The organism is Rossellomorea orangium (genome assembly GCF_019334305.1).
In the GTDB taxonomy this organism is placed as follows: Bacteria; Bacillota; Bacilli; order Bacillales; family Bacillaceae_B; genus Rossellomorea.
The window spans coordinates 286989-300066 of sequence record NZ_JAHWGH010000017.1; the positions used below are offsets into that span (position 1 = coordinate 286989).

Below are 13078 nucleotides of genomic sequence, written 5' to 3' on the forward strand. Positions count from 1 at the left end.
AATCGTAATTTCTTTATGGAATCTCCCCTCATACTATTAAGCTCTTGGATGGAATTGCGAATAGACATCCTTTAATCGCGTTTTCGTTACATGTGTATAAATTTGGGTGGTGGAAATATCTGCATGCCCGAGCATTTCCTGGACCGCCCTGAGATCTGCCCCATTCTCCAATAAATGAGTGGCAAATGAATGACGAAGAGTGTGAGGCGTCAAATCTTTCTCTATATTGGCTTTCTTGGCAAGAGCCTTCAGGTTCTTCCAAAATCCTTGTCTTGTTAGACCTTTACCATGATGATTCAAAAAGAGATGATCATCTCGGTGCTTCTGGCTTCGTAATTTCAGCCGTGCATCGCCTAAGTATTTCTCAAGGACACTCATGGCCGTCTGACCGATCGGGATAATCCTCTCTTTATTCCCTTTTCCGATGCATCGGACAAACCCCATCGTCAAATGGACATCATCCAATTTAAGCTGGATGAGCTCGCTCACCCTGATACCGGTCGCATATAGGATTTCAAGCATAGCCTTGTCTCTCATCCCTAACGGAGTGGATTCTTCAGGGGCTTCAAGCAAGGCTTCCACTTCAGCGATACTTAAAATCTTAGGTAGTGTCCTTTCAGTCTTCGGCGTCTCGATATGCACCGTCGGATCCTGTTCCGTCGTCTTTTCCCTCAAAAGGAATTGATGAAAGGACCGGATGGATGCTACATGACGGGCGACGGTTTTAGATGACTTTCCCTGACTTTTCAAATGGCCAAGAAATTGAAGGATATTCACCCTTGATACGGCGTTCAGTTCCTCTACTTCTTCCACCTTCGTTAAATATAAGCTATAGTTCTTTAAATCACGCTGATACGACTCGATCGTATTTTTGGCCAGCCCTTTTTCTACTATTAGAAAGTGCATGAAATCTTGAATATGGTCTTCCACACTGCATTACTCCCCGTTCATATAAAAAAATAATAATCGGTCATACCAATGGCTTTCTTCATCTGTGACGGAAGAATATACCTTTACCGCTGCTCCCTCGGGCTCATCATACCTGTGATAGCCTTCGTACTCTTCACTGATCCACATAATACCATAGTAAAACAAAATCGTTGATCCCGTAAATAAAATAAACACCTTAATGGTCTGCCATACCATTTGGACCCCTTTAATCATTCTGTCATCCTCCATATTCGCTGGCCTATTAATACAAGCTATGACGATTTTGAATCGTTTTATACCTTATGGAGTCAGAAACTGCGAAAAATTCTATGTAAGTATGAAAAAAAGCCTTAAAGAGTATGTATGGGATGTTTCCGGATGAGAAACAACACAGGGGTCTTTAAGGCTTTCAGGCATCTTCTTATTCTTCTGGATTTTCATCTTTATCATGGCATCTGGAACAAATCCCATGAAAGGTGAGTCGGTGATCTTTTATTTTAAACTTCCAATCACGTTCGACAATCGTTTCCACATCTTCCAAAAGATCTTCTTGGATTTCATCGACCGCTCCACATTCTATACATACTAAATGGTGATGGAAGTGGGCTGCCCCTTCTTGTCTGAGATCATATCGCGATACACCATCGCCAAAATTGATTTTATCCACAATTTTCAGTTCAGATAACAATTCCAATGTACGATATACGGTTGCCAGTCCAATTTCCGGAGATTTTTCCTTAACGAGGAGGTATACATCTTCGGCGCTGAGGTGGTCTTCTTCATGTTCCAATAACACGCGTACCGTTGCTTCACGCTGTGGCGTAAGCTTGTAGCTGGCAGAATGAAGCTGTTTTTTGATTCGTTCAATGCGGCTTTCCATAGTCCCTTCCTCCCTCGTCAATGTCTTTACTATTATATCAAAAAGGGAGGAAGAAGCAAAATAAAATAATTATAATCAAACAAATGAAATGATTCTTACATAAGAACCATTTCACTTCAATTTCGATATGACCGCTTCCATTAAATTAGGAGAAAGATAAGCTTCAATACTAGCGGCGACGGTGACGATCCCGATTGCCACCACCATGAAGATGACGTATCTGGACAGAAAAGGGATCATCTGGAACTGCATGGATGAGGTATGCCTCATAAAAATCTTTCGTATCAATGTAAGGGAGAAGTTCGCACTGATCGCCCCGATGAAGATGAATGCAGGTATAATGATGATGTTTTGTGGCAATATGCTCACAAAAGATAATAAAAACCCGCTCCAGCTCATTTGATTCACAAGGAATCCTACGGAAAAACCAACCACGACACCTTTCATGAATAATAGAACAAAGATGAGGGGAAGTCCGATGATTGAAATGCCAAGGAGCCACATCAACCCTAGATACTTCACATTATGAAGGAAGCTCTGACGGAAAAGTTCTTCTGAAGACGTCATACTCCCATCCTCCATTTCACTGAAGAACTTACTCAAATAAAAATACAGGTCCTCCTTTTGGGCAAAAGACAAGGAATTAACGACAATGGCACCAAAAATGATTCCCATTAAAAACAGCGTTATGATAAATAAATAGATTGAGGAATGTGCTTGTACATGTTGAACGAGTGGATTTGAATTTGATATTTTTTTACGCATCACAGTGCTCCTCCTAGATATCGATTACTAATCTATATGTACGGTAGTACACGTTTATTCTATTCTATTGAACTTCTATAGGGATAAACGTATAATCATAGAAACTTGAATAGGAGGAATATAGAATGCATAAACCAAGTTTAATCGAATTCCCCTCCAGAATTGAAACTCGACGCCTTTATATTCGGCCATGCATGCCTGGTGACGGCTCAGATGTGTTTCGTGCCATTTCTGATTCGAGAAATGAGTTAAAACCATGGCTCCCCTTCGCCCGGAAAGAAAGCACCCTTGAAGAAGTCGAGGCCGGTGTCCGGGAATCTTATGCAGAGTTCATTAAAAAGACCGATATCCGGCTACATATCTATTTGAAAGAAACGAATGAATTCATCGGTTCCACGGGACTTCACCGCATTGATTGGGACGTACCTAAAGTGGAAATCGGATATTGGCTTCACACGAAACACACAAAGAAGGGATATATCGTTGAAGCTGTGAAGGCGCTGACCCGTTTTGCTCTGAATGATCTTTCCTGCAGAAGGGTGGAAATTCGTTGTGATGAGAGAAATTCTGCCTCACGGAAGGTGCCTGAGAGGCTGGGATTCAAGCTTGAGGGTCTCTTTAGGAATGATCACCTTGATGAGAACGGGATTGATGGACGGGATACGTGTGTATATTCCCTTGTTCCTGGTGATCTGATTGAGATTTGATTACTGCATGGAAGTCAGGCCGGTTGTTTGACCGGTCTGGGTATGTGGTTGAGGTTGAGGTGATTGAGATATGGGAGAGCTTGTGTATTTATGATTTATCTCTCTTATTTTTGAAAATTTGACCTTTAATTTTGTATTAGGAGTTACTTAAGGTCTTTTTTCAATTGAAGATAGAAGATTGATAGAATATGCCCTTACACATGGGGGCAGTTATTTTGTACAAAGCCGGACAGGAAGTCCTAATTGCGTCATAATCCAAAGTAATTGTGTCATATTTTTATTAATTGCGTCAAAATCAGGTTCAATTGCGCATTTTACCCTTTCCATCCAAACAAAAGCCAGACTCCTTCTCAAACGGAGTCCAGCTTCATTCATTTCTTATCCCATAAGCTTCTGCAGCTGCAAATACTGAACCGCATAAGCCGTTTTCGCATCATAAATCCGCTGTTCTTTTATGAGCTGGAGGGCTTCCTCCACTGTCACTTCAATTAATTCGACAAATTCATCCTCATCCGTCTCTCTTGACTCCTGAATGGAATAAAGGTCGCGAGCCACATATAAGTGGACAAGTTCATCGGCAAATCCCGGTGACGTATAAAACGAAATCAAATGTTCAAGATCCCCGCATCCATATCCCGTTTCTTCTTCCAGCTCACGAAGGGCCGTTTTATCAGGTTCTTCCCCCGGCTCAAGCTTCCCTGCAGGAATTTCAATAATGGATTTCTCCAGAGCTTTACGATACTGCTCCACCATCACCAATTTCCCTTCCGGTGTTAACGCAATGACCGCCACGGCCCCAGGATGCTTAATGAGTTCCCTCTTGGATGTTTTCCCATTTGGAAGCTCCACTTCATCCACTTGAAGATCAATGATCTTTCCTTGATAGATACTTTCCGTGTTGAGTGTTTTTTCTTCAAATTTTTTCATCATTCAACTCTCCTTGTTCTGTCATCCACCTTGTCCTCATACATTTTACCATATCCAATTCTAGGATCGAGGTGAAAACCCTTGAAGGTGATCGCTGAAAAAGACCGGATCATCCTGGTAGGTAAAGCTTGGGAAATCAAGGCAAAGCTGAAGCAATATAATCAACACTACGCCACGGTAAAGGAATGGATCGAAGCCAATCGTTGAAGGCAGCCGTTTTCTTTGTTTATTCGTCCTCACTTTCGTTAATATAATAGAGAGTGCTAATGTCGAAAGGACGGATACTATGGAAAAAAGACAAATAGGTAACTCCGCTTTACATGTATCAAAAATGGGGCTCGGCTGTATGTCCCTTGGAACCGAAGAAAGTGCAGCCAAGGACATTGTGAAACATGCTTTAGATAATGGAATCAACTATCTTGATACCGCTGATTTATACGACTTTGGCCAAAATGAGGAAATCGTCGGTAAAGCCATCTCTGAGGTGCGGGGCGATATCATTCTGGCAACTAAAGTCGGGAACCGCTGGGATGACGTGGAAGACGGCTGGCGCTGGGACCCTTCCAAATCGTATATCAAGTCTGCCGTTAAGGACAGTCTTTCCCGCCTGAAAGTCGACTATATTGATCTTTATCAGCTTCACGGAGGGACGATTGAAGACCATTTCGAAGAAACGATCGAAGCTTTTGAAGAATTGAAGAAAGAAGGGCTGATTCGCTATTATGGCATTTCTTCCATCCGGCCGAATGTCATCAAACGTTTCTTGACTTCTGCTTCCATTGAGAGCGTGATGATGCAGTACAGCCTGCTCGATCGCCGACCGGAAGAATGGATGGACCTCCTGGATGAAAATAAGGTGAGCATCGTGGCACGAGGTCCTTTGGCTAAAGGGCTTCTTTCTGAAAAGATGCTTTCCAAAGCATCCGCCAAAATGAAAGAGGATGGCTATCTGGACTATTCTTATCAAGAGCTTGAAGAAACTCTGAAGTCCATCCATGGAAAAATGGGGGACAACCGTTCAATGAACGAACTTGCCCTTCAATATATTCTCGCTCATGAGCCGGTGGCTGCTGTCATCCCTGGAGCAAGTTCTGTTCAACAGCTTCAGGAAAACGTCGATGCTGTCAATTCAGGACCCCTATCTTCCAATGAGCTTGAGATGCTAAAACAATTAACAAAATTATCACGATATGAGCAACACAGAGATTGAATGAAAACTAAGCGGGTCAGGGTTTCTTAATTCCCTGCCCGCTTATTATTTTCATGCCAGCTTAACGCCTTTTTCTCAAGGTCCTTCACAAATTGATCTTTCCCTTGAATGTAGCCCTCCATATCCTGCGGGAACTTCTTTGCAAGCATTGACTTCAGTTCACCATACCGTCGGGCTTCCCCGTCATGCTCTCTTAAATAATCGCGAAACGCTATGTGCCTGATCACATGATGAATTCCATAAGGGAAAATGTGAAGATGGACGGCTCTCTCATTACCTTCTCCCTTATAAAAATAGCGGCGATTCGTGATGCCATTCTCACCTTTCCCCACAAAATCCAGTTGATTGAATTCGTCTGTCAGGTAATCAACACCCTCGAAGTCGGGCACTTCAATTAATATGTCTATGATCGGTTTAGCGGCTAATCCCGGTACGGAAGTCGACCCTATATGATGAATGGCTGCATCGGGAAGAAGCTTAGTCAGGATGCGTTTTTCCTTTTCAAATGTCTCTTTCCAGACAGCTTGATGAGGCACCACTTTTACATCCCTCATCAATCCTTGTAATTCTTCCAATTCATATTGCTTTCATTTAACAACTCTTCAAAGCTTTTATTTTTCTCACGCTGTTTCTTCTCTTCTATTTTCCGGAGTCGCTCTTCTTCCTTCTTCACAGACTCTACCTTTTCAAGCTCTGCTTTCTTTTCTTTCAATTGTTCAAAGAGGTCGCCACTGATTGAGTTTTTTAACGTCATTTCTGCTTCCTGTTTCTTTTTCTTAGACATGTCCTGATTCCCCCTATCTGTCATAGTTATAATTCTTTTTATGATTTTAGTCAAAAGTCAGGCTCAAAAAAAGCCGGTTAAAAGGGGGAATACACCTCCTCCTAACCGGCTGTTTACATCAATAGGCTTCGAGTTTCACATCTTCCCCGATGATCAGCTTGGCATCCGTGGATGATTGGATATCTTCCACCGAGAAGCCGTTTGCCACTTCACGGAGGAGTAATCCTTCCTCCGTTACATCCATCACGGCACGATCCGTGATGATGCGGTGCACAACGCCTTTACCTGTCAATGGCAACGTGCATTCCTTCAGGATCTTGCTCTCACCCGCCTTATTGACATGCTCCATGATGACGATGATACGCTTGGCCCCATGGACGAGATCCATCGCTCCGCCCATTCCTTTAATCATCTTCCCCGGAATCATCCAGTTGGCAAGGTCCCCGTTTTCGGCTACTTCCATTCCTCCGAGGATGGCGATATCGATATGCCCTCCTCGTATCATTCCGAATGACTCAGAGCTATCAAAGTAAGAGGAGCCCGGAATCGCTGTGACAGTCTCTTTTCCGGCGTTGATAAGGTCGGCATCCACTTCGTCTTCCCCCGGATAAGGGCCTATACCGAGTAATCCATTTTCCGATTGAAGGACAACCTGTTTGTTTTCTGTTATATAGTTGGCCACCAGTGTAGGCATCCCGATTCCTAAATTGACATAGAAACCATCTTCAATTTCCTTTTCTGCTCTTCTTGCTATTCTTTCACGCATTTTGGCACGCTCCATTCCGTTCCACTCTCCTTCCTATGCTTGCTTTACTGTTCTTCTTTCAATGCGCTTCTCCTGCTCGGCCTGAATCAGGCGCTGAACATAGATGCTTGGTGTGTGGACTTCATTCGGATTGATGTCACCGATTTCAACAAGCTCCTCGACTTCGGCGATCGTCACTTTCCCGGCAGCTGCAATCATCGGATTAAAGTTTTGAGCCGTTTTGTTATAAATCAGATTCCCCATCTTGTCGGCCTTCCACGCCCGTACAAGCGAGAAGTCTGCCGTATAGGCTTCTTCTAGTAAATATTCTTTCCCATTGAATGTCCGTGTTTCTTTTCCTTCCGCTACCGGCGTCCCGACACCTGCAGGCGTGTAGAAGGCAGGGATCCCTGCACCACCTGCACGGATTTTCTCCGCAAGAGTGCCTTGAGGAACGAGTTCCACCTCAAGCTCTCCCGATAAAACCTGTCTCTCAAATTCTTTGTTTTCCCCGACATATGAACCTATCATTTTATCAATCTGCTTATTTTGCAGTAATAAACCCAGTCCCCAGTCGTCTACACCACAGTTATTTGAAATGACGGTCAGGTTTTTCACACCCTTTTTCACAAGGGCAAGGATGAGCTTTTCAGGGATCCCGCACAGACCGAATCCTCCAACCATTAATGTGGCTCCATCGTGGATGTCTGCCACGGCTTCGTCGTATGACGTGTATACTTCTTTCATTGTATTCCCTCCTCGAATTTGGATTTTTTCAATTTCTTATTTATGAAGTTCAACAACTGTTGCTACTCCCTGTCCACCACCGATACAAAGGGTAGCCAATCCGTTTTGAACGCCTCTTTTTTTCATTTCATGGATCAACGTCACCAGAATTCGTGTTCCACTGGCTCCAATCGGATGACCTAGAGCAATGGCTCCCCCATTCACATTCAGGGCATCTTTCTTGAACTGAAGTTCCTTATCCACGGCTAATGATTGAGCAGCGAATGCTTCATTTGCTTCAATTAATTCCATGTCCTCAATTGTCATCTTTGTTTTTTCCAATACTTTCTTCACCGCGGCCACAGGTCCGATTCCCATGACGCTTGGATCCACACCTGCATTTGCGTTCCCTTTGATCGTCACTAGAGGCGTGATGCCAAGTTCGTCTGCTTTCTTCCTGGACATGACGACAACAGCAGCTGCTCCATCATTGATGCCCGATGCATTGCCGGCTGTCACAGAGCCATCTTTTTTGAAGGCAGCCCGAAGTCCAGATAACTTCTCGGCAGTTGAGCCTTTACGCGGGAACTCATCCTGACTGAACACGATGGGATCCCCTTTTCGTTGCGGAATGGAAACCGGAACGATCTCATCATCGAATCGGCCGGATTCGATGGCAGCAGCAGCTTTCTGCTGACTCCATGCAGCGAATTCGTCCTGTTCTTCTCTTGTCAGAGAGTAACGGTCACATAGATTCTCTGCCGTCACACCCATATGGTAATCATTAAAGGCACACCATAAGCCGTCTGATATCATGCTGTCGACGACTTTCTGGTCCCCCATTTTGTAACCTTCCCTTGCTCCCTGCAGTAAATATGGAGCCTGACTCATATTTTCCATTCCACCTGCAACGATGATGTCAGCATCCCCTGCGAGGATTGCCTGCGTTGCGAGATGAACCGTTTTTAATCCTGATCCACATACTTTATTTATCGTCATGGCAGGTACCTGCTCAGGCAGTCCTGCTTTGATGGATGCTTGACGGGCGGGATTTTGACCCAATCCTGCCTGCAACACATTCCCCATGATCACTTCATCCACATCACTACCGCTTAAACCAGCCTTTTCAAGGGCATCTTTAATCACGATCGCTCCAAGTTCCGGAGCGGAAATACCTTTTAAAGATCCGTTAAAGCTTCCGATGGCTGTGCGTACTGCACTCACAATGACAACTTCATTCGACATCTTTCTTCCTCCCTTTCTCTTCTGACTGATGTGCTTGCCTATTCGTTACTTCCTGAAAACAGTTCCACTTTAACTCATTCTATGTAAGCGGTTAAATTCCTCTAAATTTGTCAAAAAATTTTTATATTGATTTATATGTCGAAATTTTCTTAAAATGAAAGAGGGAGGGAAATTATGAATTTACCTAAAAAAGCTACGATTATCGAAGTAGGTCCGAGAGACGGCTTACAAAATGAGAAGAATTTTGTCCCGACGGATGTTAAAAAAGAATTTATCCTTCGTTTGAAACAATCGGGAATCAACGAAATGGAACTGACTTCGTTTGTGTCCCCGAAATGGGTTCCACAAATGCAGGATGCGAGTGACATTGTCGATTCCTGCATGACACTGAATTCACGCGATATGGTACTTGCTCCTAATAAAAAGGGGATGGAACGGGTTTACGAAACAGGCTGCCGGTCTGTCGCAGTGTTTGTTGGCGTGAGCAACACGTTCAATCAAAAAAACATCAATAAGACAACGGATGAAGCCCTTAAAGACCTTGCGCCGCTTATTACAGAGTTAAAAGAAAAGGGCTATTTCGTGAGAGCCTGCATTTCTACCGCTTTCTACTGTCCATATGAAGGGAGGGTCAAGCCTCTTGACACTCTTTCACTTTGTAAGCGATTTGTTTCTTTGGGAGTGGATGAACTGAGCGTCGCCGATACGATCGGCCGTGCCAATCCGTCTGAAGCGTATCATCTTTTTACAAGGTTGAAGCAGGAATTACCTCATACATTACTGACAGCACATTTCCATGACACCCGCAAAATGGCCCTGGCGAATATCCTGGCGTCCCTTCAAGCGGGGATCGACCGCTTCGATACAAGTGCCGGCGGGCTTGGGGGCTGCCCTTTCGCTCCCGGTGCGACCGGAAACGTGGCAACCGAGGATGTTGTGTATATGCTCGAAGACATGGGGATTATCACAGGGATTGATCTGGAGAAGCTTGCACATGCCATCGAAGTCGTTAAACCGCATGTCAGCCGCCCGATCGAAAGCGGTTACTACCGTCTCCATGAATTGAATCATTAATGCATAGGCCCTTTCTCCTTCGAGCATTCTAAAGATGATACCCTCTAAGGAGATGAGTTACATGAGCCAAAAACGCGATAAAGGATTCAGTCAAAAAGGGAAACCAAATGCAGATACGGTTTCAAACACCATGGCGAAAGAAGATCTTGATAAAGCCATTCATCCAACTAAAGGACAAAATGCTAAATCATAAGTCCTGTATTAAACACCGATTAAAAAGAAGTGTCTCTTCCTGAGGCACTTTTTTTCATCCTCAAAAATTCCGCTTATTTCCTTTATTTGCTACAATAAAAATAAACGATATTCCTTTGAGGTGATGACACATGAGAAAAAAATGGGCCATACTCGGCGGCACCCTTTCTTCTATCGGGCTGCTTGGGGTTTATATTACGAATCGATTTATGTATTTACCGAAAAAGGGGGATGACTTCATCCGGGCTCGGGAAACCGAATCGACCCGGCTGATCGAAGAAGAGTATGACTCCCTTCCTAAAGAAGAAGTCCTTATTCCTTCTCGGTACGGTTATGATATTAAAGCGATAATCGTGAAGCCCCACCCTCATAAAAAATTCATGATCTTTTCCCATGGAGTGACGGAAAACAAGTGGAATTCCATCAAGTACATGAACCTTTTCATCAAACAGGGGTTCAACGCCGTCATTTATGACCACAGGCGCCATGGGGAATCAGGGGGGAAGACAACGAGCTATGGATACTTTGAGAAATATGACCTGAAGGCGGTCGTGGATGAACTGATCCGCCGGGAAGGGGACGATGTATTCTTCGGAATCCACGGGGAATCCATGGGGGCTGCGACTCTGCTTCTTTATGCCGGAAGTGTTGAGGACCGGGCTGATTTTTATATTGCCGATTGTCCCTTCTCCGACTTTGGTGAACAGCTTGCCTACCGGATGAGTGCAGAAGTGAAGATGCCTGCAAAATTCCTCCTCCCCCTCGTGGATGGTACGCTGAAGCTGCGACAAGGCTACACATTAAAGGATTTATCACCTATTTCGGTAGTCCAAAACATTCAAAAACCCGTATTATTCATTCACAGCAAGAACGATGATTTCATCCTTCCTCAAATGACCAAGGAGCTTTTTGAGAAGAAACAGGGTCCAAAGGAGCTTTTCCTTGATTTCAGCGGTACCCATGCCCAGTCGTATAATGATAACCCGGAAGAATACGAGGAATTGATCCAACGGTTCTTAGAGCAATTTGTTATAGAGGGAAAGGATGTCGTCTCATGATTCCAACTGATTTCAGGTTAAAAATGCAAACGATGTACGGAGATGCGGGGGATGATTGGATTACGGTAACGGAAGAACTCATGGAGTCATTAAAAAATCGACTCCAGTTAACCTACGGTGATCCTTTTTCACTGAGCTATAACTTCGTGATTCCGGTCCAAATCGGGTGTGAGCGGGACGCCGTGTTAAAGATCGGGTATCCGAACAGTGATTTCTCCAATGAGTTTCATGCTCTGCAGGATTTTCAAGGAAAGGGAATGGTGAAGATGCTCGACTTCAATAAGGAAGAAGGCTGGATTCTTTTAGACCGCCTCATGCCGGGATCTTCCCTCCTCTCTATTAATGATGAAAAAGAGGTGCTCTCTGTCTTCTCCCATACTGCCAAGCGACTTTGGCATAAGCCTGTCAGCAACCACACCTATCCTACGGTTCAATCCTGGTCAAAGGGAATTGGAAGGTTACGGGAACGATTTAACGGGGGAACTGGCCCCATTCCTCATGAGCTCGTCGCTAAAGCTGAAGTCCTTTATCCGGAATTGCTGAGTTCTTCCACAGATCTCTATCTTCTTCACGGTGATCTCCATCACGGAAACATTCTCTACTCTGATTCTTCAGGCTGGACAGCCATCGATCCCAAAGGGCTGCTTGGAGAGAGAGAATATGACTGCATTCAGTTCATGTTGAATGAGTGGGAAAAGTGGGATACTCCCATCGAACTGCTTCGGTATAGGACCGGGACCTTGGCTTCCCTTCTTTCCCTCTCCTACGAGCGGTTGATCTCATATGGATTTTGTCATGCAGTTCTATCTGCATGCTGGTCTGTGGAGAGCGATTTGGATGGATGGAAAACCGGGGTTTCTTTGGCGGGGATGTTTGAAGAGCTATTGGAGAAATAACGTTTTTTATTTTACATATAATGGAATTTACTGTTAAAATAGGAGCAAAAACAGAACATGGAATGGGAGAGGTTCTCTATGAGGGAAATCGCATTGGCCTTTGGAAATATTTTTGGAGGAATTGCGCTTATCGCGATCCTTGCTTCTTTGTGGGGAAGATTTGAGACCTGTTTTCTTCATAGGCTTACTCTCTTCCGCCAACATCTCTTCCTTTTCTCCCTCACCCTTTTCTTTGAAGTTCTATCCCTTCTTTTCATCTATATCTTTTTCCACATGGCCATCCAGGATGCCTTGTTCATTTCAAGCGTCTTCTTCCTATTTGTCACTTGGGTGATCCCGTATCACTCCCGTTTTAATATGAATACGGAAATGTTGTTTTTAAAGAAATTCGGTCTATCCTCACCGATTCAGGTTTTCAGACCCGTACTCTCCCCTTTTTTCGTTGGGACCCTCCTGTATTCCACCTGTGGATTCATTATTGCGTTTGGTTGGCGGTATTTTTTTTAAAACAGTGAAAGCCTCCGGTTGGCGCCGACCGGAGGCTTTCACTTCTATTCCCGTGGAAACATCAGAAAGCTCATTCTTCCATTAATGATCTGACCGGGGCTTTTTAATTGAAACGTGTTGCTTTCTTGGGAAAAGTCGATTTTCAACTCTTCATCGAGGAAGACCATCTTTGACTTTTCTACGAGTATCGGGTAGCTGTTCGTTTCTACTTCTATATCTTCACCATCTGCGGGATGCTCGACAAACCATAAAGTAGGAATGCCGCTCACTACACAGCCACAGCCTTCTGTATCATACTTTAGCTTGAGATGACCTTTTTCGTTTTCTATTTTATCCTGAATCTTTCGGATTGCTTCGTTCGTCAATTCGATTTTCATTTGATGACCTCCTCTGCCCTTTATCCTACCACATTTTATTTGTTCCTTTTAGAAT

The 13078-nt window shown here is 44.1% G+C and carries 19 protein-coding genes; 8 read left to right on the forward strand and 11 right to left on the reverse strand.

The genetic code is table 11. The features are described from left to right. Positions 1 to 36: 36 nt before the first annotated feature. From xerD to spoIIM, 4 genes are all read right to left on the reverse strand, one after another. On the reverse strand, positions 37 to 930 hold the full coding sequence (xerD, locus tag KYJ26_RS16205) for a site-specific tyrosine recombinase XerD (protein ID WP_219168408.1): 894 nt from the start codon (positions 928 to 930) through the stop codon (positions 37 to 39). A 6-nt stretch (positions 931 to 936) separates the two neighbouring features. Then, complete coding sequence (locus KYJ26_RS16210) at positions 937 to 1164, reverse strand: YqzK family protein (protein ID WP_219168409.1); 228 nt, start codon at positions 1162 to 1164, stop codon at positions 937 to 939. Positions 1165 to 1351: 187 nt separating this feature from the next. Continuing rightward, positions 1352 to 1810, reverse strand: coding sequence for a ferric iron uptake transcriptional regulator (gene fur / locus KYJ26_RS16215; protein WP_219168410.1), 459 nt, complete (start codon positions 1808 to 1810; stop codon positions 1352 to 1354). Between the two features lie 111 nt (positions 1811 to 1921). Continuing rightward, the gene (gene spoIIM, locus KYJ26_RS16220; RefSeq protein WP_219168411.1) at positions 1922 to 2575 is read right to left on the reverse strand and encodes a stage II sporulation protein M; all 654 of its coding nucleotides are present in this window, start codon (positions 2573 to 2575) and stop codon (positions 1922 to 1924) included. Between the two features lie 125 nt (positions 2576 to 2700). On the opposite strand from spoIIM, the gene KYJ26_RS16225 reads away from it, so the two are divergent. Beyond that, entirely contained in the window at positions 2701 to 3282 is a 582-nt protein-coding gene (locus tag KYJ26_RS16225) for a GNAT family N-acetyltransferase (RefSeq protein ID WP_219168412.1), read from the forward strand. A gap of 378 nt (positions 3283 to 3660) precedes the next feature. Here KYJ26_RS16225 and KYJ26_RS16230 read toward each other — a convergent pair whose 3' ends face one another. Next, entirely contained in the window at positions 3661 to 4209 is a 549-nt protein-coding gene (locus KYJ26_RS16230; protein ID WP_219168620.1) for an NUDIX hydrolase, read from the reverse strand. Positions 4210 to 4290: 81 nt separating this feature from the next. On the opposite strand from KYJ26_RS16230, the gene mciZ reads away from it, so the two are divergent. Beyond that, positions 4291 to 4416, forward strand: coding sequence for a Z-ring formation inhibitor MciZ (gene mciZ, locus KYJ26_RS16235; RefSeq protein ID WP_219168413.1), 126 nt, complete (start codon positions 4291 to 4293; stop codon positions 4414 to 4416). Between the two features lie 79 nt (positions 4417 to 4495). After that, positions 4496 to 5419: an aldo/keto reductase gene (locus KYJ26_RS16240; RefSeq protein WP_219168414.1), complete on the forward strand. Its 924-nt coding sequence runs from the start codon at positions 4496 to 4498 to the stop codon at positions 5417 to 5419. Between the two features lie 26 nt (positions 5420 to 5445). Here KYJ26_RS16240 and KYJ26_RS16245 read toward each other — a convergent pair whose 3' ends face one another. The 5 genes from KYJ26_RS16245 to KYJ26_RS16265 all read right to left on the reverse strand — a co-directional run bounded on the left by KYJ26_RS16245 (position 5446) and on the right by KYJ26_RS16265 (position 8919). Next, entirely contained in the window at positions 5446 to 5994 is a 549-nt protein-coding gene (locus tag KYJ26_RS16245; RefSeq protein WP_257475085.1) for a GrpB family protein, read from the reverse strand. Then, a complete protein-coding gene (locus tag KYJ26_RS16250) occupies positions 5973 to 6203 on the reverse strand; it encodes a YqkE family protein (RefSeq protein WP_219168415.1) in 231 nt (76 codons plus the stop codon). Before KYJ26_RS16250 ends, KYJ26_RS16245 begins: the two co-directional genes overlap by 22 nt. 118 nt (positions 6204 to 6321) lie before the next feature. Next, positions 6322 to 6969, reverse strand: coding sequence for a CoA transferase subunit B (locus KYJ26_RS16255; protein WP_374939774.1), 648 nt, complete (start codon positions 6967 to 6969; stop codon positions 6322 to 6324). A gap of 33 nt (positions 6970 to 7002) precedes the next feature. After that, a complete protein-coding gene (locus KYJ26_RS16260) occupies positions 7003 to 7695 on the reverse strand; it encodes a CoA transferase subunit A (protein ID WP_219168417.1) in 693 nt (230 codons plus the stop codon). Between the two features lie 36 nt (positions 7696 to 7731). Beyond that, on the reverse strand, positions 7732 to 8919 hold the full coding sequence (locus tag KYJ26_RS16265; protein ID WP_219168418.1) for an acetyl-CoA C-acetyltransferase: 1188 nt from the start codon (positions 8917 to 8919) through the stop codon (positions 7732 to 7734). 174 nt (positions 8920 to 9093) lie between these two features. Here KYJ26_RS16265 and KYJ26_RS16270 point away from each other — a divergent pair, with 174 nt between their 5' ends. The 5 genes from KYJ26_RS16270 to KYJ26_RS16285 all read left to right on the forward strand — a co-directional run bounded on the left by KYJ26_RS16270 (position 9094) and on the right by KYJ26_RS16285 (position 12646). Continuing rightward, positions 9094 to 9993, forward strand: a complete 900-nt coding sequence (locus KYJ26_RS16270) for a hydroxymethylglutaryl-CoA lyase (protein ID WP_219168419.1) — start codon at positions 9094 to 9096, stop codon at positions 9991 to 9993. A gap of 61 nt (positions 9994 to 10054) precedes the next feature. Further along, positions 10055 to 10186, forward strand: coding sequence for a hypothetical protein (locus KYJ26_RS24035; RefSeq protein ID WP_257475086.1), 132 nt, complete (start codon positions 10055 to 10057; stop codon positions 10184 to 10186). Between the two features lie 130 nt (positions 10187 to 10316). Further along, positions 10317 to 11243, forward strand: a complete 927-nt coding sequence (locus KYJ26_RS16275; RefSeq protein WP_219168420.1) for an alpha/beta hydrolase — start codon at positions 10317 to 10319, stop codon at positions 11241 to 11243. 80 nt (positions 11244 to 11323) lie between these two features. Then, positions 11324 to 12139: an aminoglycoside phosphotransferase family protein gene (locus KYJ26_RS16280; protein ID WP_374939775.1), complete on the forward strand. Its 816-nt coding sequence runs from the start codon at positions 11324 to 11326 to the stop codon at positions 12137 to 12139. 78 nt (positions 12140 to 12217) lie between these two features. After that, positions 12218 to 12646 carry a hypothetical protein gene (locus KYJ26_RS16285; RefSeq protein ID WP_219168422.1) on the forward strand — a complete coding sequence of 143 codons (429 nt, stop codon included), beginning with the start codon at positions 12218 to 12220 and terminating at the stop codon, positions 12644 to 12646. A gap of 44 nt (positions 12647 to 12690) precedes the next feature. Here KYJ26_RS16285 and KYJ26_RS16290 read toward each other — a convergent pair whose 3' ends face one another. After that, positions 12691 to 13023 carry an iron-sulfur cluster biosynthesis family protein gene (locus KYJ26_RS16290; protein WP_219168423.1) on the reverse strand — a complete coding sequence of 111 codons (333 nt, stop codon included), beginning with the start codon at positions 13021 to 13023 and terminating at the stop codon, positions 12691 to 12693. Between the last annotated feature and the right edge of the window lie 55 nt (positions 13024 to 13078).

Excerpts from the sequence above, each read along its gene's own strand:
- fur (WP_219168410.1), bottom strand. The coding sequence starts at position 1,810 with ATGGAAAGCCGCATTGAACGAATCAAAAAACAGCTTCATTCTGCCAGC.
- KYJ26_RS16230 (WP_219168620.1), bottom strand. The coding sequence starts at position 4,209 with ATGAAAAAATTTGAAGAAAAAACACTCAACACGGAAAGTATCTATCAA.
- KYJ26_RS16210 (WP_219168409.1), bottom strand. The coding sequence starts at position 1,164 with ATGATTAAAGGGGTCCAAATGGTATGGCAGACCATTAAGGTGTTTATT.
- KYJ26_RS16275 (WP_219168420.1), top strand. The coding sequence starts at position 10,317 with ATGAGAAAAAAATGGGCCATACTCGGCGGCACCCTTTCTTCTATCGGG.
- KYJ26_RS16250 (WP_219168415.1), bottom strand. The coding sequence starts at position 6,203 with ATGTCTAAGAAAAAGAAACAGGAAGCAGAAATGACGTTAAAAAACTCA.
- KYJ26_RS16240 (WP_219168414.1), top strand. The coding sequence starts at position 4,496 with ATGGAAAAAAGACAAATAGGTAACTCCGCTTTACATGTATCAAAAATG.
- KYJ26_RS16280 (WP_374939775.1), top strand. The coding sequence starts at position 11,324 with ATGGAGTCATTAAAAAATCGACTCCAGTTAACCTACGGTGATCCTTTT.
- KYJ26_RS16270 (WP_219168419.1), top strand. The coding sequence starts at position 9,094 with ATGAATTTACCTAAAAAAGCTACGATTATCGAAGTAGGTCCGAGAGAC.
- KYJ26_RS16260 (WP_219168417.1), bottom strand. The coding sequence starts at position 7,695 with ATGAAAGAAGTATACACGTCATACGACGAAGCCGTGGCAGACATCCAC.
- spoIIM (WP_219168411.1), bottom strand. The coding sequence starts at position 2,575 with ATGCGTAAAAAAATATCAAATTCAAATCCACTCGTTCAACATGTACAA.
- KYJ26_RS16265 (WP_219168418.1), bottom strand. The coding sequence starts at position 8,919 with ATGTCGAATGAAGTTGTCATTGTGAGTGCAGTACGCACAGCCATCGGA.
- KYJ26_RS16290 (WP_219168423.1), bottom strand. The coding sequence starts at position 13,023 with ATGAAAATCGAATTGACGAACGAAGCAATCCGAAAGATTCAGGATAAA.
- KYJ26_RS16225 (WP_219168412.1), top strand. The coding sequence starts at position 2,701 with ATGCATAAACCAAGTTTAATCGAATTCCCCTCCAGAATTGAAACTCGA.
- KYJ26_RS16255 (WP_374939774.1), bottom strand. The coding sequence starts at position 6,969 with ATGCGTGAAAGAATAGCAAGAAGAGCAGAAAAGGAAATTGAAGATGGT.
- KYJ26_RS24035 (WP_257475086.1), top strand. The coding sequence starts at position 10,055 with ATGAGCCAAAAACGCGATAAAGGATTCAGTCAAAAAGGGAAACCAAAT.
- KYJ26_RS16285 (WP_219168422.1), top strand. The coding sequence starts at position 12,218 with ATGAGGGAAATCGCATTGGCCTTTGGAAATATTTTTGGAGGAATTGCG.